The 20,602-nt window shown below is 62.9% G+C and carries 18 protein-coding genes; 10 read left to right on the plus strand and 8 right to left on the minus strand.

Annotated features, from left to right (window positions below):
- Positions 1–2: 2 nt before the first annotated feature.
- The 8 genes from RAZWK3B_RS10490 to RAZWK3B_RS10525 all read left to right on the plus strand — a co-directional run bounded on the left by RAZWK3B_RS10490 (position 3) and on the right by RAZWK3B_RS10525 (position 9,418).
- Positions 3–605, plus strand: a complete 603-nt coding sequence (locus RAZWK3B_RS10490; RefSeq protein WP_502685149.1) for an NADH-quinone oxidoreductase subunit J — start codon at positions 3–5, stop codon at positions 603–605.
- A gap of 115 nt (positions 606–720) precedes the next feature.
- Positions 721–1,026 (plus strand): NADH-quinone oxidoreductase subunit NuoK, encoded by a 306-nt coding sequence (gene nuoK / locus RAZWK3B_RS10495; protein ID WP_007814905.1) that lies wholly within the window; start codon positions 721–723, stop codon positions 1,024–1,026.
- 4 nt (positions 1,027–1,030) lie between these two features.
- Positions 1,031–3,103, plus strand: a complete 2,073-nt coding sequence (gene nuoL / locus RAZWK3B_RS10500) for an NADH-quinone oxidoreductase subunit L (RefSeq protein ID WP_007814906.1) — start codon at positions 1,031–1,033, stop codon at positions 3,101–3,103.
- On the plus strand, positions 3,103–4,650 hold the full coding sequence (locus RAZWK3B_RS10505) for an NADH-quinone oxidoreductase subunit M (RefSeq protein WP_007814908.1): 1,548 nt from the start codon (positions 3,103–3,105) through the stop codon (positions 4,648–4,650). The genes nuoL and RAZWK3B_RS10505 overlap by 1 nt, the downstream gene beginning before the upstream one ends.
- A 15-nt stretch (positions 4,651–4,665) precedes the next feature.
- Entirely contained in the window at positions 4,666–6,099 is a 1,434-nt protein-coding gene (gene nuoN, locus RAZWK3B_RS10510) for an NADH-quinone oxidoreductase subunit NuoN (protein WP_007814910.1), read from the plus strand.
- Positions 6,100–6,189: 90 nt separating this feature from the next.
- On the plus strand, positions 6,190–6,960 hold the full coding sequence (locus tag RAZWK3B_RS10515; protein WP_007814911.1) for a biotin--[acetyl-CoA-carboxylase] ligase: 771 nt from the start codon (positions 6,190–6,192) through the stop codon (positions 6,958–6,960).
- 11 nt (positions 6,961–6,971) lie between these two features.
- On the plus strand, positions 6,972–7,751 hold the full coding sequence (locus tag RAZWK3B_RS10520; RefSeq protein WP_007814913.1) for a type III pantothenate kinase: 780 nt from the start codon (positions 6,972–6,974) through the stop codon (positions 7,749–7,751).
- Entirely contained in the window at positions 7,748–9,418 is a 1,671-nt protein-coding gene (locus RAZWK3B_RS10525; RefSeq protein WP_007814915.1) for a ribonuclease J, read from the plus strand. The genes RAZWK3B_RS10520 and RAZWK3B_RS10525 overlap by 4 nt, the downstream gene beginning before the upstream one ends.
- Before the next feature lie 168 nt (positions 9,419–9,586).
- Here the strand turns inward: RAZWK3B_RS10525 and RAZWK3B_RS10530 are convergent, their stop codons facing one another.
- From RAZWK3B_RS10530 to RAZWK3B_RS10550, 5 genes are all read right to left on the minus strand, one after another.
- Entirely contained in the window at positions 9,587–11,122 is a 1,536-nt protein-coding gene (locus tag RAZWK3B_RS10530) for a DEAD/DEAH box helicase (RefSeq protein WP_007814917.1), read from the minus strand.
- A gap of 195 nt (positions 11,123–11,317) precedes the next feature.
- The gene (locus RAZWK3B_RS10535) at positions 11,318–12,277 is read right to left on the minus strand and encodes a glycosyltransferase family 2 protein (RefSeq protein ID WP_007814919.1); all 960 of its coding nucleotides are present in this window, start codon (positions 12,275–12,277) and stop codon (positions 11,318–11,320) included.
- Between the two features lie 103 nt (positions 12,278–12,380).
- The gene (locus RAZWK3B_RS10540) at positions 12,381–13,310 is read right to left on the minus strand and encodes a VPLPA-CTERM sorting domain-containing protein (RefSeq protein ID WP_007814921.1); all 930 of its coding nucleotides are present in this window, start codon (positions 13,308–13,310) and stop codon (positions 12,381–12,383) included.
- Between the two features lie 178 nt (positions 13,311–13,488).
- Positions 13,489–15,096, minus strand: a complete 1,608-nt coding sequence (locus RAZWK3B_RS10545; RefSeq protein WP_007814923.1) for a peptide chain release factor 3 — start codon at positions 15,094–15,096, stop codon at positions 13,489–13,491.
- Between the two features lie 67 nt (positions 15,097–15,163).
- Positions 15,164–16,177 (minus strand): Hint domain-containing protein, encoded by a 1,014-nt coding sequence (locus RAZWK3B_RS10550; protein ID WP_007814924.1) that lies wholly within the window; start codon positions 16,175–16,177, stop codon positions 15,164–15,166.
- 165 nt (positions 16,178–16,342) lie between these two features.
- Here RAZWK3B_RS10550 and RAZWK3B_RS10555 point away from each other — a divergent pair, with 165 nt between their 5' ends.
- Entirely contained in the window at positions 16,343–17,122 is a 780-nt protein-coding gene (locus RAZWK3B_RS10555; RefSeq protein WP_007814926.1) for an SDR family oxidoreductase, read from the plus strand.
- Between the two features lie 114 nt (positions 17,123–17,236).
- On the plus strand, positions 17,237–18,607 hold the full coding sequence (locus tag RAZWK3B_RS10560; RefSeq protein ID WP_007814927.1) for an SLC5/6 family protein: 1,371 nt from the start codon (positions 17,237–17,239) through the stop codon (positions 18,605–18,607).
- A 10-nt stretch (positions 18,608–18,617) separates the two neighbouring features.
- Here the strand turns inward: RAZWK3B_RS10560 and RAZWK3B_RS10565 are convergent, their stop codons facing one another.
- The 3 genes from RAZWK3B_RS10565 to RAZWK3B_RS10575 all read right to left on the minus strand — a co-directional run bounded on the left by RAZWK3B_RS10565 (position 18,618) and on the right by RAZWK3B_RS10575 (position 20,564).
- On the minus strand, positions 18,618–19,442 hold the full coding sequence (locus RAZWK3B_RS10565; protein WP_007814930.1) for an arginyltransferase: 825 nt from the start codon (positions 19,440–19,442) through the stop codon (positions 18,618–18,620).
- Between the two features lie 73 nt (positions 19,443–19,515).
- Positions 19,516–19,965, minus strand: coding sequence for an RDD family protein (locus RAZWK3B_RS10570; protein ID WP_007814934.1), 450 nt, complete (start codon positions 19,963–19,965; stop codon positions 19,516–19,518).
- A 116-nt stretch (positions 19,966–20,081) separates the two neighbouring features.
- On the minus strand, positions 20,082–20,564 hold the full coding sequence (locus RAZWK3B_RS10575) for a YbaK/EbsC family protein (protein WP_007814937.1): 483 nt from the start codon (positions 20,562–20,564) through the stop codon (positions 20,082–20,084).
- Between the last annotated feature and the right edge of the window lie 38 nt (positions 20,565–20,602).

Raw genomic sequence — 20,602 nt, forward strand, 5'->3', positions numbered from 1 at the left:
GCATGACGGTGATGTCATTCTACCTGTTCGCGATCTCGGCGCTGGCCGGGGGGCTGTTCACGGTAATCAGCCGAAACCCGGTGCACTCGGTGCTGTGGTTGATCCTTGCCTTCATCAGCTCTGCGGGGCTGTTCGTTCTGCTGGGGGCGGAATTCGTGGCGATGCTGCTGATCATCGTCTATGTCGGCGCCGTGGCAGTGCTGTTCCTGTTCGTCGTGATGATGCTGGACGTGGATTTCGCCGCCCTCAAGGCCGAGATGGCGCGCTACATGCCGCTGGCGCTGCTGATCGGGGTGATCCTGCTGATGCAGTTCGGGCTGGCCTTCGGCAACTGGCAGATGTCGGAAGGGGCCGAAGCCGCGCGCGCGGCGGTCACTCCGGACGGGGTCGAGAATACCGCCGCTTTGGGCATGCTGCTTTACGATAAGTATTTCCTGCTGTTCCAGACATCGGGGCTGATCCTGCTGGTGGCGATGATCGGCGCGATCGTGCTGACGCTGCGGCATCGCTCGGACATCAAGCGGCAGGATGTTCTGGCGCAGATGTATCGCGATCCGGCCAAGGCGATGGAACTCAAGGATGTGAAGCCGGGGCAGGGGCTCTGACCGGCTGAACGGGGGCCGCGCACGGCGCGACCGGACAGATGACAGATATACCCCGAAGCAGGGCTTTGGGGCGCAACAACGAAAAGACGGACGGGCACGGCCCGGAGGGACACGAATGATTGGACTGGAACATTACCTGACGGTTGCGGCGGCGCTGTTCGTCATCGGGATATTCGGCTTATTCCTGAACCGGAAGAACGTGATCATCCTGTTGATGTCGATCGAGCTGATGCTGCTGGCGGTGAATATCAACCTCGTGGCCTTTTCGGCGCATCTGGGGGATCTGGTGGGGCAGGTGTTCACGCTCTTCGTGCTCACGGTTGCCGCCGCCGAGGCCGCGATCGGCCTTGCGATCCTTGTCTGCTTCTTCCGGAACCGCGGCACCATCGCCGTGGAAGACGTCAACGTGATGAAGGGCTGACCCGATGGAACTGACCATTCTTTTTGCGCCTCTCATCGGGGCCATCATCGCAGGCTTCGGCTGGCGGATCATCGGAGATCAGGGCGCACGATGGGTCGCGACGGGCTTGTTGTTCCTGTCTTGCCTTCTGTCTTGGATCGTCTTTCTGGGCCATGACGGCCAGACCGAGATCGTGCATATCCTCGACTGGATCGAATCCGGCACGCTGAATTCCTCCTGGGCGATCCGGCTGGACCGTCTGACCGCGATCATGCTGATCGTCATCACGACCGTCTCGGCGCTCGTGCATCTTTATTCCATGGGCTACATGGCGCATGACGAGAACTTCCGCGAAGGCGAGACCTATCGCCCGCGGTTCTTCGCCTATCTGTCGCTCTTCACCTTCGCGATGCTGATGCTGGTGACGGCGGACAACCTGGCGCAGATGTTCTTCGGCTGGGAAGGTGTGGGCCTGGCCTCGTATCTGCTGATCGGCTTTTACTATCGCAAGCCAAGCGCCAATGCCGCGGCGATCAAGGCCTTCGTGGTCAACCGGGTGGGCGATTTCGGTTTCATCCTGGGGATCATGGCGCTCTATTTCCTGACCGACTCGATCCGGTTCGAGGATATCTTCGCGGCCGCCCCAGAGCTGGCCGAGACGCAACTGACCTTCCTGTGGACGGAATGGAACGCGGCCAATCTGGTGGCCTTCCTTCTGTTCATCGGTGCGATGGGCAAATCGGCGCAGCTGTTTTTGCACACATGGCTCCCGGATGCGATGGAAGGCCCGACCCCGGTGTCGGCGCTGATTCACGCGGCCACTATGGTGACGGCAGGGGTGTTTCTTGTCTGTCGCATGTCGCCGATCATGGAATTCGCGCCCGAAGCGATGGCTTTCGTCACGTTCCTTGGCGCCACTACCGCATTTTTCGCGGCCACCGTCGGGCTTGTGCAGAACGACATCAAGCGCGTGATCGCCTATTCGACCTGTTCGCAGCTTGGCTACATGTTCGTGGCGGCGGGTGTCGGCGTTTATTCGGTGGCGATGTTCCACCTCTTCACCCATGCCTTCTTCAAGGCGATGCTGTTTCTGGGCGCGGGGTCGGTCATCCACGGGATGCATCACGAGCAGGACATGCGCAACTATGGCGGCCTGCGCAAGAAGATGCCCTATACGTTCTGGGCCATGCTGATCGGGACGCTGGCCATCACCGGGGTGGGTATCCCGCTCACCGGCTGGATCGGCTTTGCGGGTTTTGCGTCGAAGGATGCGGTGATTGAATCCGCTTATGCCGCGGGGCCGATGGGCTATGCGTTCTGGATGCTGGTCATCGCGGCGCTGTTCACCAGCTTCTATAGCTGGCGGTTGATGTTCCTGACCTTCTGGGGCACGCCGCGAGGCGACAAGCACACGCATGACCATGCGCATGAAAGCCCCAAGGTGATGTTGATCCCGCTCGGCGTTCTGGCGCTTGGCGCGGTGTTCGCCGGGGCGATCTGGTATGGCAGCTTCTTCGGCAAGACAAACGAGGTGGTTAAGTTCTTCGGCGGCACCTATGGCGAGCCTTCGCAGGAATTGGTCGAGGCGGTGGCGGAACGCAGCCCGAAAGCCTCGGAGCTGCATTATGTCATGGAAAGCGGACCCGGCGAGGCGGCGATCTATATCGCTCCCGAGAACACGATCCTGCATGAGGCGCATTACGTGCCGACATGGGTCAAGCTGTCCCCCTTCGTGGCCATGCTGATAGGTCTGATCGTGGCGATCTGGTTCTACATCTGGGATCCGGCCATGCCGCGCCGTCTGGCCGAGAACCAGCGCCCGCTGTATTTGTTCCTGCTGAACAAGTGGTATTTCGACGAGATCTACGATTTTCTTTTCGTCCGTCCGGCAAAAGCGCTTGGCCAGATGCTTTGGAAGAGAGGCGACGGCGATGTGATCGACGGGTCGATCAACGGCGTGGCGATGGGGATCATCCCCTTCTTCACGCGCCTCGCAGGGCGCGCGCAGTCTGGCTATATTTTCACCTACGCCTTCGCGATGGTGATCGGGATCGCGGTGCTTGTCACCTGGATGAGCTTCATCGGGGGGGCTGAATAATGGATAACCTTCTGTCCATCACAACCTTCATTCCCGCCATCGCCGCAGCGATCCTTGCGATCTTCCTGCGGGGCGAGGACGCCGCGGCACAGCGCAGCGCCAAATGGGTCGCCCTGAGCGCCACATCGCTGACATTCCTCGTGTCGATCTTCATCCTGACCGGGTTCGATCCCAATGATACCGGCTTCCAGATGGTGGAAGAGCGTGAGTGGCTTCTGGGCCTGCAATACAAGATGGGTGTGGATGGGATCAGCGTGCTGTTCGTGATGCTGACGACCTTCATCATGCCGATCACGATCGCTGCGTCCTGGAACGTGACCAAGCGGGTCAAGGAATACATGATCGCCTTCCTGCTTCTTGAAACGCTCATGCTGGGCGTGTTCATGGCGCTGGATCTGGTGCTGTTCTACCTGTTCTTCGAGGCAGGACTCATTCCGATGTTCCTCATCATCGGCATCTGGGGCGGCAAGGAACGGGTCTATGCCTCGTTCAAGTTCTTCCTCTACACCTTCCTCGGCTCGGTTCTGATGCTGATCGCGATGGTGGCGATGTTCTCGGATGCGGGCACGACGGATATCGTGGACCTGATGAACCACCAGTTCGGCTCTGAAAGCTTCTCGGTTCTGGGCATTCATATCGTGGGGGGCATGCAGACGCTGATGTTCATCGCGTTCTTCGCCAGCTTCGCAGTCAAGATGCCGATGTGGCCCGTGCATACCTGGCTGCCGGATGCGCATGTGCAGGCGCCCACCGCGGGGTCGGTCGTGCTGGCCGCGATCCTGCTGAAGATGGGCGGCTACGGTTTCTTGCGCTTCAGCTTGCCGATGTTCCCGGTCGGGGCCGAGTTGCTGACGCCGCTCATTTTGTGGATGTCGGCCATCGCCATCGTCTATACCTCGCTGGTGGCGCTGGCGCAGGAGGACATGAAGAAGCTGATCGCCTATTCCTCGGTCGCGCATATGGGATATGTCACGATGGGGATCTTCTCGGTCAATCAGCAGGGGATCGATGGTGCGATTTTCCAGATGATCAGCCACGGCTTCATCTCGGGTGCGCTGTTCCTGATCGTCGGCGTGATCTATGACCGGATGCACACCCGCGAGATCGACGCCTATGGCGGGCTTGTGAACCGGATGCCGGCTTATGCGCTTATTTTCCTGCTGTTCACCATGGCGAATGTCGGCCTGCCTGGCACCAGCGGCTTCATCGGCGAGTTCCTGACGCTGGTCGGTGTCTTCCAGGTCAACACCTGGGTCGCATTGGTGGCGACCACCGGCGTGATCCTGAGTGCGGCCTATGCGCTCTGGCTTTACCGGCGCGTGATGCTTGGCGATCTGATCAAGGAAAGCCTGAAGTCGATCAACGACATGACCGGGCGCGAGCGGGCGATCTTTGCGCCGCTTGTGGTGATGACCCTGCTTCTGGGCGTCTATCCAAGCCTTGTGACCGATATCATCGGACCCTCGGTGGAAGCCCTGATTTCAAATTACGACACGGCTCTGGTCGAGGCGCATGGCGCCAACCAGCTGGCCGCGGCGCAGCAGTAACGGAGGCCCTGAGACATGCAGGCTGATCTGAATGTTATCCTGCCCGAGATCGTGATCTCGGTCTATGCGATCGCCGCGCTGCTGTTCACGGCCTATACAGGCCGAGACCGTATGGCCGGGATGTTGTTGTGGCTGACCGCAGGTCTGTTCACCGTGATGGCGCTGTGGATCGGTACGACGGGGCAGGGCACGCGCACCGCCTTTGATGGCATGTTCAACGACGATGCCTTTTCGCGCTTTGCCAAGGTGATGATCCTGCTCAGTGCGGCCGCCGTGATGGTGATGGGGCAGGAATACATGATGCGCCGCAAGATACTGCGGTTCGAGTATCCGGTGCTCATCGCGCTCTGCGCGGTTGGCATGATGCTGATGGTCAGCGCGGGCGATCTGATGGCGCTATACATGGGGCTGGAGCTGCAGTCTCTGGCGCTTTATGTCGTGGCCTCGCTGCGCCGTGACAGTGCGAAATCGACCGAAGCCGGTCTGAAATATTTCGTTCTCGGCGCGCTGAGTTCGGGGCTGCTGCTTTATGGGGCGTCCTTGACCTATGGCTACGCGGGCACGACGCTGTTTTCCGGCATCATCGTCGCGGCGGACGGTCAGGCGCCCGTTGGGCTGCTGATTGGCCTTGTGCTGGTGCTGGCGGGTCTTGCCTTCAAGGTTTCGGCGGTGCCGTTTCACATGTGGACACCAGATGTGTATGAGGGCGCGCCGACGCCGATCACCGCCTTCTTCGCCACGGCGCCCAAAGTGGCGGCAATGGCCCTGTTTGCGCGGGTCGTGCATGATGCCTTCGGCAATGTGGTCGGCGACTGGCAGCAGGTGCTTGCGGTGCTGGCGCTGTTGTCGATGTTCCTCGGTGCGGTGGCCGCGATCGGCCAGACCGATATCAAGCGGCTGATGGCCTATTCCTCGATCGCGCATATGGGCTATGCGTTGATGGGGCTTGCGGCAGGGACGGCCTTTGGCGTGCAGTCCATGCTGATCTACATGGCGATCTACGTGACGATGAATATCGGCACCTTCGCCTTCATCCTGTCGATGGAGCGTGATGGCCAGCCGATCACCGAGATCGCGAGCCTCAACATGTATTCCCGTGCCCACCCGGGCCGTGCGCTGGCCATGCTGATCCTGCTGTTCAGCCTCGCGGGCGTGCCGCCGCTCTTGGGTTTTTTCGGCAAGCTCTATGTGCTGCGCGCCGCCTATGAGGGTGGTCTGGCATGGCTTGCCATTGCCGGGGTCATCGCCAGCGTGATCGGTGCGTTTTATTATCTTCGGATCGTGTATTTCATGTATTTTGGGGAAGAGCGGGAACCTCTCGAAACGGCGCGGTCGCCCGTGCAATGGAGCTTCTTGATGGTCTCGGCGGCGTTGATGTTGTTGGGTATTATCAACATGTTCGGGATCGAAGCTATGGCTCAGGCGGCGGCAGCGACCCTTGTCAACTGACCGCGTTCAGCCACGAAACCTTGACCGTGACGCGCCAATGGCGCGTCACTTCGTTTGGGATGGCCGCTGTCCTGCGGTGGCGGTGGGTTCATGATGGGCGCGGTGCGCGGTGACACGACCTGGCCCATGGGCGTGGGGCGACGGGTGCTGGCTGAAGTGGACAGCACCAATGCCGAAGCGGCGCGGCTTGCCCCCGGCCTGTCCGGTCCGGAATGGATACTGGCGCTCAACCAGACCGCCGCGCGCGGAAGGCGCGGCCGGCCGTGGACGCATCCGAAGGGCAATTTCGCCGCCACGCTCGTCATGCGACCGACGGAAAGCCCCGATCAGGTGGCGCTGCGGTCCTTTGTGGCATCGCTGGCCTTGTTCGACGCATTCGTGGCCGCCACCGGGCAGAGCGGTGGGCTGAGCCTGAAATGGCCTAACGACGTGCTTCTCAATGGCGGAAAGCTGGCGGGGATCCTGCTGGAAAGTGCTGGCACCCGCGAGGGGCTGTCGTATTTCGCAATCGGCATCGGTGTGAACCTTGCGCAGGCGCCGGGCCGCGACATGGTCGAAGCGGGGGCGCTGCAGCCTGTGTCGCTTTTGTCCGAGGCCGGTGTAACGATCACTCCAGAAGAGTTTCTGGACCTTCTGGCGCCCGCCTATGCCCGGTACGAGGCGCAATTCACGACCTATGGTTTCGCGCCGATTCGCAGAGAATGGCTGGCGCGGGCGGCGAAACTTGGGCAGACGATCACCGCGCGTACCAGCCGCGATGCGATCACCGGCGTCTTCGAGACGGTGGACGAGGCGGGCAATCTTGTTCTAACTACGCCGCAAACCCGGCACGCCATTCCGGCGGCCGAAGTGTTTTTCTGAAGGAGCGCCAAATGCTTCTGGCCATTGACTGCGGCAATACGAATACCGTGTTTTCGATCTGGGACGGCACGTCCTTCTTGTGCACGTTGCGCACCTCGACCCACCATGCGCGCACGGCAGATGCTTATTTCACGTGGTTTTCGACACTCGTGAAGCATTACGGGATCGAGGCGAACATCACCGATGTCATCATCTCGTCGACGGTGCCACGGGTTGTGTTCAACCTGCGGGTCTTTGCCGACCGGTTCTTTGGATGCCGGCCGCTGGTGGTGGGCAAGCCTGAATGCCTGTTGCCGCATCCGCCCCGGGTCGATCCGGGCACGCAGGTGGGGCCGGACCGGCTGGTGAATTCAGAAGGGGCCTATGAGCGGCATGGAGGCGATCTGATCGTGGTGGATTTCGGCACGGCGACCACATTTGATGTGGTGGCGCAGGATGGCGCTTACGTGGGTGGTGTGATCGCGCCGGGCGTGAACCTGAGCCTCGAGGCGCTGCACATGGCGGCGGCGGCGCTGCCGCATGTGGACGTGACCAAGCCTCAAAAAGTCATTGGAACCAATACGGTAGCCTGTATGCAATCGGGTGTGTTCTGGGGCTATGTGGGGCTGGTCAATGGCGTATGCGAGCGCATCAGGGCTGAGTATGATCGCCCGATGCGGATCATCGGAACGGGCGGTCTGGCCTCGCTTTTCGCGCAGGGCGACATGCTGTTCGACGCGATCGAAGACGATTTGACAATGCACGGGCTGACCGTGATTCATGATTACAACAAGAAGGCACAAACCTCATGAGCAGCGATAGACTGATCTACATGCCCCTTGGCGGGGCCGGCGAAATCGGCATGAACGCCTATGTTTACGGCTATGGACCGAAGGGCAAGGAGAGGTTGATCCTTGTCGATCTGGGGGTGACCTTTCCGGACATGGATTCATCCCCCGGCGTGGACCTGATTTTCCCGGATATTCAATGGCTTGCGGCGCGACGTGAGCAGCTGGAGGCGGTCTTCATCACCCATGCGCACGAAGATCACGTGGGTGCGGTGGCGCATTATTACGAGCAGTTGGGCGCGCCGGTTTATGCGCGGGCGTTCACGGCCAATATTGCGCGACGCAAGATGGAAGAGTTCGGCTATTCCGAAAAGGCGGTGCGGGTTGTGTCGCCCTGGCCCGAAGTGACTAAGGTGGGGCCGTTCACGGTCGGGTTCGTGCCGATTTCTCATTCGATTCCAGAGAGTTCCGGGCTGGTCATCGACACGCCCAAGGGCCGCGTGGTGCATTCGGGGGATTTCAAGATCGACGCCAACCCCGTGGTGGGCGAGCCGTTCGATCCAGAGCTTTGGGCCAGTCTGGCCAAGCCCGGCGTCAAGGCCCTGATGTGCGATTCCACCAATGTTTTCAATACACATGCGGGGCGTTCTGAAAGTACTTTGGCCGAGGATATCCAGGCCCTGATCGCGGGTGCCAAGGGGATGGTCGTGGCCACCACCTTTGCCAGCAACGTGGCACGGCTCAAGACACTGGCCGAGGCGGCGGATCGGGCGGGACGGTCGGTGTGTTTGTTGGGGCGCGCGATGCGTCGGATGATCGAGGCGTCGGTGGAAACGGGGGTTCTGACCTCGTTCCCGAAAACCGTAAGTCCCGAAGAAGCAAAGGATATTCCGCGGGAAAACCTGATGCTGATCGTCACCGGCAGTCAGGGTGAGCGGCGCGCGGCGAGTGCGCAGCTGGCACAGGGGAATTATCTGGGGCTGTCGATGAAAGAGGGCGACATGTTCCTGTTTTCATCCAAGACGATCCCCGGCAATGAACGCGGCGTCATCAAAATCATGAACCAATTCAGTGAGATGGGCGTCGATGTTGTGGACGACTCAGACGGCAAGTATCACGTCTCGGGTCATGCCAACCGACCGGACCTCGAAAAGCTGCACGATTTGCTGCAACCACAGATCGTGGTGCCGATGCATGGCGAGCACCGGCATTTGCGAGAACACGCAAAATTGGCCAATTCCAAGAGGATGCAGGGCGTTCTTGCAGTGAATGGAACGATGGTGGACCTGACCGGGAACCGCGCGGAAATCTGCGACTATGTCGAGACGGGCCGGACCTATCTGGATGGCTCGGTCAAGATCGGGGCGCTGGATGGGATCGTGCGGGATCGTATCCGCATGGCGCTGAACGGGCATGTCACGGTCAATGTGATCCTTGATGAAGAGGATGAGCCCTTGGGCGAACCTTGGTGTGAAATCAAGGGCTTGCCGGAGACGGGCAACAGTCGCGCGCCGCTTGTGGATGTGCTCGAAGAGGATCTTGGCCAGTTTCTCGGACGCGCCGGGGCGAAGGTTCTGACGGATGACGAGAAGCTGGAAGACGCGCTGCGCAAGATCACGCGGCAATCGGCGCAGAACGAGATCGGCAAGCGCCCGGAAGTGACCGTGGTGATCAGCCGTCTGGCCGAGTAGCGGCGTACGATCCGTACGAAACCTACGCGCGTTCAGGACGAAACCGGGCTTCAATCCCGGAAATTGTGTCCATCTTGTACGCAAACACCAAAAAACCTGCCTTGGCCCGAGGGGTGGAGGCAGGTTTTTTTCAATTCGGTGCCTTGAGGCTGCGCGAGGCTGCGCGCCTCAATCGGTGCGGCGTTCCTCGAAGCTTAGAGCGATGAAGCTGGGCATGTGATCGCCCATGCCGACAACCGCGTTGCCGCCGCCGCCGGACCTGCCACGACCACCACCGCTGCCGCTGCCGCCACCGCGGCGAGAGCCGGAGCGCGCGCTGTCTTGCGATCTGTCGTCGCGGCGCGGCTCGGAGGGGCGCTCGGGCGCGGCCTGAACCGGTTCAGGCTGCTGCGGCGCCTCGGCGACGTCGGCCTGCGGGGCAGGTGCTGTGTCGGTCTTTTCGGATTTGGAGCGCGAGGTGCGGCTCCGGCTTCTGCGGGCGGGCTTGTCGTCGGACTTTGCTTCGGGCCGTGCGTCGGGGGATGCGGCGCTGTCCTCGTCGCTGGGCGAGGTGCCGGCAACGGGGTTCTCGAGCCGGGGGATCTGTTTCTGGATCAGCCGTTCGATCGCGTCGAGGTTCTTGTCGTCGCGCGGACCGGAGATCATCATCGCCTTGCCGGACCGGCCGGCGCGGCCGGTGCGCCCGATGCGGTGCACATAGTCTTCGGCATGGCCCGGCACATCGTAGTTGAACACGTGGCTGACCGAGGGCACATCGAGCCCGCGCGCGGCCACGTCGGAGGCCACGAGAATTTTCAGGTCGCCCGCGCGGAAGCCGTCAAGGGTGCGTGTGCGCTGTGATTGATCGAGATCGCCATGGATCGGGGCGGCGTCATAGCCGTGTTTCTTGAGCGACTTGGAGACGATATCCACATCGACCTTGCGGTTGCAGAAGACGATGGCGTTGGTGCAGGCCTCGCCTTCGGCGTCGATGATGGCGCGCAGGATGTCGCGCTTTTCAGAGTCGGCCCGTTCGCGGCGCGAGGGCTTGAACATGACCACGCCCTGTTCGATCGTTTCGGAGGCGGTGGCCTGACGGGCGACTTCGATCCGCACCGGGTTTTGCAGGAAGGTGTTGGTGATGCGTTCGATCTCGGGCGCCATGGTGGCCGAGAAGAAGAAGGTTTGCCGGGTGAAGGGCGTCAGGCTGAAGATGCGTTCGATATCGGGGATGAAGCCCATGTCGAGCATGCGGTCGGCCTCGTCCACGACCATGATCTGAACGCCGGTCAGCAAGAGCTTGCCGCGTTCGAAATGATCCAGCAGGCGACCGGGGGTGCAGATCAGCACATCCACGCCCTTGTCGATCAGCTTGTCCTGTTCCTTGAAGCTGACACCGCCGATCAGCAGCGCCTTGGTCAGCTTGAGGTTCTTGGAATAGGTGTCGAAGTTTTCGGCCACCTGTGCGGCCAGTTCCCGCGTCGGGCAGAGCACAAGGCTGCGCGGCATGCGCGCCCGCGCCCGGCCCCGCGCCAGCAGCGATAGCATGGGCAGGGTGAAGCTGGCGGTCTTGCCGGTGCCCGTCTGGGCGATGCCGAGGATGTCACGGCCTTCGAGGGCAGGGGGGATCGCGCCGGCCTGAATGGGCGTCGGATCTGTGTAGCCTGCTTCTTCGACGGCTTTGAGGACTTTGGGGTTCAGATTGAGATCGGAAAATTTTGTCATGTGTGTCCGTGGTTTGCGGACACTATCCTGGCCCGCACGTCATGTCAGGGTCGGACCCGTCTGGCCCCGTGGCGCATCACGTCTGTGACCCTTGAAGCGGCGTTTACCGGATATTGGGGGGTATGGTCAATGGAGCCGGTTGCTTAGGTGATAATCTGCCCTTGAACATAGGGATAGTTGCCGAAATGGCAACAGTCATGCGTGATCGGGGAAATGGCGGGCGCGTTTGGCGTCAAGATCAAGCGCGATGCGGCGCAGATGGCCGTATGCGTCGAGCCGGGCGCGCAGATCGGGGGTGGCGATGCAGACCTCGGCGAAGAAGTCGGCAAGGGCGGCCTCGCCCCGGTCTTCTTCCAAAAGCGCAAAGAGCGCGTTCATGGTGAGCGCCTCGGGGCCGGAGGCGGGGGGCGGTTTGAGCCCCGCGCGATAGGAGCCTTGCGCCAGCCGGAAGCGGTAGGCCTCGCGCCAGCGGTCCCAGTCGGGGGCATGGAGGTGGCACAGCTCGGTCTCGTCGAGCGTGGCGGGCGATGGGTCCTTGTGGCCGTCGATGAAGGCGTTGTGAATCCGCAGGCTCAGATCGGGGCGGTCGGTGCGCACGAAAATCTTGCCCGCCACATGGCTGAGAAAGCCGCCGTTCAGATGCGGGCCATAGGTGGGATAGATCTCGGCCGTTTCGTTGCGGCGCTGACCGGGGAAGGGGGCGCAGGCCTTGAACCAGGTGACGCCGGGCGGCGGCGGATCGGAGGGATCGGGGGCCATCGCCTCGAGCGGGCGGATGCGGGCGCTGATCGCGTCGGGCGGCAGGGCGGCGAGCTGCGCGGGAAGGGGGCGGGAGGGCCAGAGGAACTCGTCCACGTCGATATGGGCGAGCCAGTCGACCTGCGGGCGCTTTTGCAGGCAATGGGTGGCGTTGATCGACTGGCGCGGCTGATGGGTGTCGGGACGCTTGCCGCGACGGTCCCAATAGGTGGCGTCGCAGAGCGTCACGCGGCATTTGGGATGCGCCTTGAGGGCGGCGAAGGCGTGAGGCGCGGGGGCGTCGAGATAGACATGCACCCGGTGCGCGCCCAGATCGAGATGATGGGCGGCGAAATTCAGGATCGCGGTGGTGTCGGCCTTGATCGTTGCGACAAGGCCCCATGTGGGCGTGCTCATGGCGACAGGATGCGGCGGGCCGGGGCGGGGCGCAAGGTGCTGAATGCGTGATGAAAGCCCCCGGGGGGCCGGGGGCTTTGACGCAAGAGTCCAGCTTGGGTTCTCAGACGGTCTTGCGCCGTTTGATAGCGGCCAGCCCGCCTAGTGCGCCGAGCAGGAGCCAGCCTGCGGCGGGAAGCGGGATCGGGGCCGAAACGGTGGGCTGGGACCTCAGGCCGAAGCTGGAGATCGTGATCGGGTCCTGCACGAAGGCGCCCACGGCGTTTTCACCTTCGAAATTCGTGGCAAAGGCGCGGGCGGTCAGGGTCGAGGTGATGTCGAATGTTTCGCCGGCGCCGAAATCCCCAAGGGCGATGCTGCCGGATAAATCATCGACCGAGAATTCGAAGGCTTCGATGAAGCCGCCGCCGAGGCCGAGCGAGCTGATCGAGGGGGTGAAGTTCTGGACGTTGTCGAAAATGTAGGTCTGGACAAGATCGAAGGAGGCGTTGAAGGTGGCCAGCCCCAGAACGTCGGCGCGGGCGTTGAAGATGTCGGTGCCGTTGATCTGGATCGCGTATTCGAAGGACGCAGCGGTATAGGCGCTGTCGGTGTCTACGAATTCAGGGTCTGGGTTGGCGAAGGGGTTTGTCAGGTTCGGGCCGTATTGGCGGCTGGTCGAGATTTCGGTGGACAGGCCCGACAGCGTGAAGTCGAGCGTATAGGTCCGGGTGCCGTTGGTGGCGTTGGTTTCGCTGAAATCGAGCTGTGCTTCGGAGGTGACCCGCGTGGAGCCGGTGTTTCGGCCGAAGGGGTCGATCACCGCACTGACGGCGGATGTGCCGTCGGCGTTCTGGATGGCGCTGCTGGCGCCGAGCGTTGCCGTCGCGGTGCCATCGGACACGGTTTGGAAGTCGGTCGTTATGATGACGGGGTCGCAGCATCCTTGATTGGCGGATGTCACCGTGGCGGTGCTGACCGTGGTTGCGAGGGCTGCTGTGGTGGAAAGAAACGTGGCGATAACGCCAGATGTGACAATAGAGTGGATACTCATACCGCGTACTCCTAAAAAATTGCGATCGTCAAATAAGCTCCACAACCTTACAGCGATTCGCGGATCGCGCAAGTCGCAAGATTGCTGTCGCAGTTTCAAACTGTCGTCATCGAAATCAGCGATGCGCCCCGCCGGTCGGGTTTCGCGATGCGCAAGCCGCGGCGCGATTTGGCTGGGGTCAGGCCATCATTTCCTTGGTCGCTTGCAAGGTCACGTCTGGGTGATCGCGTTCGATGCGGTCGATGTCCCATTGCAGGCGCGTGAGGTAAACGATGTCGCCGTCATGATCGTGGGCGATATGGCTTTTGTTGGCGGCGGCGAAGGCGTCGACCTTGTCGCGCGGGCCTGCGACCCACCGGGCGGAGGTGAATTGCGACGGCTCGAATCGCACGGGCAGGCCGTATTCAAGCTCGATCCGGCTGCCCAGAACCTCGAATTGCAGCGCGCCCACGACGCCGACGATGAAGCCCGAGCCGAAGGAGGGCTTGAAGACCTTGGCGGCGCCTTCCTCGGCGAATTGCATGAGGGCCTTTTCGAGATGCTTGGCCTTCATCGGATCGCCCGCGCGGCAGGACTGCAGAAGTTCCGGCGCAAAGGACGGAATCCCGGTGACGCGCAGGCTTTCGCCTTCGGTCAGGGTGTCGCCGATGCGCAGCTGGCCGTGATTGGGAATGCCGATGATATCGCCTGCCCATGCCTCTTCGGCAAGTTCGCGGTCGGAGGCGAGAAACAGCACCGGGGCCGACACAGTCATCGGCTTTTTCGAGCGCACATGCATCAGCTTCATGCCGCGCCGGAAATGGCCCGAGGCAAGACGCACGAAGGCCACGCGGTCGCGGTGCTTGGGGTCCATGTTGGCCTGCACCTTGAAGACGAAGCCGGTGACGTTGGTTTCCTCGGGGGCGATCTGGCGCGGTTCGGCAGATTGCGGCTGTGGTTCGGGGCCATAGGTGCCGATCCCGTCCATCAGTTCCTTGACGCCGAAGGAGTTGATCGCGGAGCCGAACCAGATCGGGGTCATATGGCCTTCGAGCACCGATTGCGGGTCGAGGGCGGGCAGCAGTTCGCGGGCCATCTCGACCTCTTCGCGCAGCTGGCCGATTAGGTCGGCGGGCACATGCGCGGCAAGGGCGGGATCGTCCAGACCGTTGATCTTGATGCTTTCGGCCACCTTGTTGCGGTCGGCGCGGTCCATCAGTTCCAGCCGGTCGTTGAGCATGTCGTAACAGCCGATGAAATCGCGGCCCTTGCCGATTGGCCACGAGGCGGGGGTCACGTCGATGGCGAGGTTTTCCTGAATCTCGTCGATGATGTCGAAGGTCTCGCGGCTTTCGCGGTCCATCTTGTTGCAGAAGGTCAGGATCGGCAGATCGCGCAGGCGGCAGACTTCGAACAGCTTGCGCGTCTGGCTTTCGACGCCCTTGGCGCCGTCGATCACCATGACGGCGGCATCCACCGCGGTGAGCGTGCGATAGGTGTCTTCCGAGAAATCCGAGTGACCGGGCGTGTCCACCAGATTGAAGCGGAAGCCGCTGAAATCGAAGGACATGGCCGAGGCCGAGACGGAAATGCCCCGGTCCTTTTCCATCTGCATGAAATCCGAGCGCGTGCGGCGGGCCTCGCCCTTGGCGCGCACTTGCCCGGCCATCTGGATCGCACCGCCATAGAGCAGGAATTTCTCGGTCAGAGTCGTCTTGCCCGCATCGGGATGCGAGATGATCGCGAAGGTGCGGCGCCGCGCGATTTCGGGCGGCAGATCGGGGCGGTTGGGGGTCATGTCCAGCATGGATGCGCATATAGAGGCGCGCGGGAGGCGGTGCAATACGCCAGTGCCGCGCGCAAGGGCCGAAGGATCAGCGCGTGGAGGCGCGGCGCAGGATGGCGGCGGCGTCGGGGTGGTCGAGAAGTTTCTCGCTCACCTCGCAGTCGAGATGGGCGCGCGGCCCGTGGCCGGTGAGCGAATTGGCCAGAGCCTCGCACAGATCGTCGGGCAGGGCCGGGCGGGTGCGGGTATCGACCAGCAGCGTTTCGGCGGCAATGCCTTCGGCATAGATGATCTGATGCTCGTCGAAGAGCAGCTGGAAATAGTCGATGAAGCCGCCGTCTTCGCGCAGCACGGTGTCGCCATTGACCAGATAGCGCGCCCGCACCAGCAATTCGGCCCGGCCCGCGCCGAGAGCGTCGGAGCGCTGATAGATGAAGAGGCGGTGGTCGGGGCTGAGCAGGAGGTCGTTTTCGTTGTGCAGCGTGCCCGCCTTGATGCGGATCGGGGCGAAGTCGCCCACGGCACGCACGGTCGAATGCCCGATCCAGCGCACCGCTTGGGGGCCGTCGTCGCGGGTGAGGACCATGTCGCCCACCTTGAGCGTCTCGATCGGGGCCTGCCGGCCCGAGGCCAGCGTGATATGGGTGCCACGCGAGAAGGACACGCAGGCCACTTCGGCGAATTTCTGGCGCGGGTTGTCGCGGTCGATGCCCACGAGCGCATAGCCGGTGCGCGGGGTCAGTTGCGCCAGAGGCAGGGCATAGACGCCCGCGACATTGCCGGCATCGTCGGTTTCCACGAGCACCAGCAATTCGCTGGTTTGCCCCGAGGCGGACATCAGCGTGAGACAGGAATCAAGATGCAGCGGCGCGCCGGGCTGTCCGGTGGTGGTGTTCTCGGCGATGGTGAAGCGGCCATCGTCATGGGCCAGTACCGACAGGCGGTAGGGCTGCGCGGTCTTGTTCAGCTCATAGGTGTCATCGAGATCAAGCTCGGCCGCGAAGGAGATCGGATCACCCAGATTGGCGCCGTTTACGACGGTGAAGTCGCGGGCCTTGTAGACGGGGATGGATTGCGCGGGCTTCAGGGAACTGTTGGACATGATGATCGTACTGGTGAGGCGCCCGGCTGTTTGCGGCCGCTGAGGCGTTGAAAATAGGCTGATGGCGGCGTGGGGTCAACGCCCTGACGTGCGGCTGGTCAATGCGGGGCGCGCGGTGCTATGCAGTCGACCGGAGAACAACGGCATTATATCGGGAGGATCGACATGGATCTTGGTCTGAAGGGCAAGCGCGCGCTGGTCTGCGCATCGTCGAAGGGGCTTGGGCTGGGCTGTGCAAGGGCGCTGGCCGAGGCGGGTGTGGATCTGGTGATGAATGCGCGCGGCGCCGAGGCGCTGGAGGCATCGGCCCAGGCGATCCGCGATGATTTCGGAGTGCAGGTCACCACGGTGGCCTGCGATGTGACCACCGAGGCGGGTCAGGCGCAGGTGATCGAGGCGGCGGGAGCCGCGGATATTCTGGTGAACAACGCCGGGGGGCCACCGCCGGGCATGTGGACCGACTGGGAGCGTGAGGATTTCATCAAGGCGCTCGATGCCAACATGGTGACGCCCATCGCGCTGATCAAGGCGCTGGTGCCGGGCATGATGGAGCGCGGCTGGGGCCGGGTGGTCAACATCACCTCGCAATCGGTGAAGGCGCCCATTGCGGTGCTGGGCCTGTCGAATTCGGCGCGCGCGGGCCTAACGGGCTATGTGGCCGGCACCGCGCGGCAGGTGGCGGGCAAGGGGGTCACGATCAACAACCTGTTGCCGGGCATCCATGCCACGGACCGGGCCGATGCGCTGGACCGGGGCGTGGCCGAGCGAGAGGGGCTGTCGATGGATGAGGCAAAGGCCAAGCGCTGCGCCACCCTGCCGGTGGGGCGCTATGGCACCAAGGAAGAGTTCGGCGCGGCCTGTGCGTTCCTGTGCAGTCAGCATGCGGGGTTCATCATCGGGCAGAACATCCTGCTGGATGGCGGCGGGGTGAACGCCACGCTGTAAGGCGTGCGCGCGTCACCGGGGTTCACGTTTGCGTTTTCGCAGCTTGCGGCGGCTGGCGCGGGCGGCGGGCGCGGGATACCCCTGTGACACATCAGGATCAAAGGGCCTGTTTTCATGCAGACACTGACAGTGATCGCCGTGTTCGGCGGTGTTATACTCGCCAGCCTCGTGGTGGCGCCGCGCCGCGCCACGATCGAGGGGTTTTTCGGAGGGGCGAGCGCCGAGGGGCGCGCGCCGGGGCTGTGGACCCTGGTGCTCAGTCAGGTCACCACATGGATTTTCGCCCGGTCGCTGATGAATGCCGCGATCCTTGGCTATTTCTATGGCATCTGGGGCGTTCTGGCCTATGCGGCCTATTATGGCTCGTTCCTGACGGGCGGGTTCATCGTGGGCCGCTTGCGCGAGGGCGGCGCGGGGTCGGTGCAGGACTGGCTGGAGGCGCGATTCGGGGCGGCGGGCACCGGGTGCTACAATCTGGTGATCGCGCTGCGGCTCTTGTCTGAGGTCTTTGCCAACCTGCTGGTGGTGGGGCTGATCTTTGGCGCCGCGCTTCCCGCATCGGCGGGGGCCGACACGCTGGCGATCCTTGCGGTGGCGGTGCTGGGGCTGGCCTATAGCGCGTGGGGGGGCTTGAGCGCGTCGCTACGCACGGATGTCCTGCAGATGGTGGTGTTTCTGGTGGTGTTCGCGGCGGCCTTTGTGGCGCTGCTGAGCAGTCCCGAGTTCGATCTGGGCGCGGTGCTGACGGCACCCGGCACGGCGGGGGCGTGGAACGGGCAGGTGCTGCTGCTGGTGGCGTTTTTGCAGGTGTTTTCCTACCCGGCGCATGATCCGGTGATGATGGATCGCGGCTTTATCGCGGACCGGGCCACGACGCGGGCCTCGTTCCTGCATGCGTTCTGGATCTCGTCGCTTTGCATCATCGCCTTTGGCCTTTTCGGGGTGCAGGCGGGGCTGGTGGGGGCTGCTTATGAGGGCGAGCTTCTGGGGACATGGGCGGGCATGTTCCCGCCTTGGGTGTTCGGCGCGCTGCTGGTGTCGCTGCTGATCAGTGCGCTGAGCACGCTTGATTCGGCACTGGCCTCGGCGGCGCGGCTGGTGGTGGATGAGCTGCGGTTGATCCCGCGCAGCCTGACCGGGGGGCGTCTGGCGATGGTGGTGTTCATGGCGCTGGGCACGGTGCTGACGCTGTGGGGCAACCAGACGCTGTTCGATGCGGTCGCGGTGAGCGGCACGGCGAGCATGTTCCTGACGCCGGTTCTGGTGGTCGGGCTGGTGATGGGCCGGGATGTGGCGCTTTGGGCGTATCTGGCCGCTTTTGCGGCGGCAATGCTGGGGGCGCTGGCCTATTTCGCGCGCGAGACCGCGCTGGTGGCGGCGCTGCTGCCGGAGGCGCATAAATACGAGCAGCTTCTGGTGATCTGCGTCGCGGTTCTGCTGGTGGGGTTCGCCGCCGTGCTGGCGGGGGTGCGGCGGCGCGCCTGATCCGCAGCGATCAGCGGGCGCGCAGCGGCTTGCCGTCGGGCAGCGAGATATTGGCCACCTGCTCGGAGATCGGATCGTTCGAGAGCGGGTGCAGCTGCGCGCTGTAATCCTCGGGTGTGCCCATCCGCTCCCACGCGCCGTTCACATAGATTTCAAGCCCGGTGAAGGCGGCCTTGTAGCCCATCTTGGGGCTGCCGGGCACCCAGTAGCCGAGATAGACATGGGGCAGGCCGTTTTCGCGGGCAATCTCGATATGATCGAGGATGAGATAGGTGCCCAAGCTGTCACGAGGGCGGTCGGGGTCGTAGAAGGAATAGACCATGCTGACCCCGTCATCGAGCACGTCGGTCAGGCAGACGGCCACCAGATCGCCGGTTTCGGTGTCGGTATATTCCACGACACGGGTGCGGATCGGCGTTTCCTCGATCATGGCGGCGAATTCGAACGTGTCCATGTCAGCCATGCCGCCATCGGCGTGCCGGTGTTCGAGGTAACGGCGGAAGAGATTGTATTGTTCTTCGGTGGCCCAGGGCGAGGTGGCGCGGCGTTCGAGCCGGGTGTTGCGATTCCATGTGCGGCGCTGGCTGCGCGACATGGAGAAATCGGCCACATTCACCCGCGCCGAGAGGCAGGCAGAGCATTCGGCACAGGCGGGCCGGTAGAGCACGTTCTGCGAGCGACGAAACCCCTGTTTCGACAGGCTGTCATTGAGCCGCTGAGAGCCTTCGCCTTGCAGTGCGGTGAACAATTTGCGTTCCATCCGCCCCTCGAGATAGGGGCAGGGCTGCGGGGCCGTCACGTAGAATTGGGGCGCTATCGGCAGCGTATGGCGCATGGTCTGTCCTTGGTCCTCCGAACGGCACGGTATCAAGCCCGATAGCTTGCGCCAAGGGGGTAAAGACGAGTTGTCAATTCGTGGCGCGACGGTTCAGGGCGACCGTGCCGAGCACGTGATCTGTCAGGCCCTGAGCGCGTGCTGTGGTCAGCATGAGCACTACGGAAATCACCTGAAGAAACGGCAGGGCGAAAGAGAATGTTAGGCCAAGCGTGTGCAGGAAAGCGAGTGTCAGGTCGAATCGGCGCCCGTCCATTCTGCGAAATTCGATCGCCACCAGCCGCATGCCCCAGGTTGCCGAGCCGCGCGCGATGGTCGCCACGCGGTAGCCAAAGCCGACGAACAGCAGCAGCGCCGGAAAGAACAGCAGGCCGGTGAAGGCGGTGAAGGGCAGAATCGCAAGGCAGATCAACAGGATCAGGATCGTGTCCACGATCCAGGCGATCAGGCGCTTTACGGGCACATCCCGATAAAACTCGGGCTGTGTGACGGGGTCGGGGATATGCCAGGAATACTCGGTCATGATGGCGGGGATATAAGGCGTGGGGTGCTCCTGCGGAAGACCCGCGACGCCGAAAGCCGTGTGGGGATGTGGCGAAAGGCGGGGATGGCGTTGATCGCCCGTGTGGCGCTGGCGGTCTAGAATGGTGCCGCAGCGGTCGTGAAGGCCGCGCGCTGCGCGCCCGAAATGCGCAGCAATTCGGCAGGGGCGATCCCGAAGACATGGCGCGGTGTGCCGGCGGCGGCCCAGACCTGTTCGAACTCGTCGAGACGCGGATCGAAAAAGGCGCGCGGCGGTGTCAGATGGCCCACGGGCGATACGCCGCCGATGGCGAAGCCGGTCTGAGCCCGGATCAGCCCGGCATCGGCCTTGCCCAGAGGCTCGCCCGCAAGGGTCGAGGCGCGGTCGGCCTCGACCTGATTGCCGCCGGCGGTGATGAAGAGCACCGCCTCGCCCGACATCTCGCCACGAAAGATGATGGATTTGGCGATCTGGTCGAGCGCGCAGCCCACCAGATCGGCGGCCATCTGCGCGGTCGTGGCCTGACCCACTTCGACGGGCAGGGCGGTGCAGCCGGCGTCCAGCAGGGCTTGGGTCACGCGTTTGAGGCTTTTGCTCATGTGGATGGTCCCGTTTTTCGGCGCACTATTCCAAGGCG

Source organism: Roseobacter sp. AzwK-3b (assembly GCF_000170875.1).
In the GTDB taxonomy this organism is placed as follows: Bacteria; Pseudomonadota; Alphaproteobacteria; order Rhodobacterales; family Rhodobacteraceae; genus Roseovarius; species Roseovarius litoreus.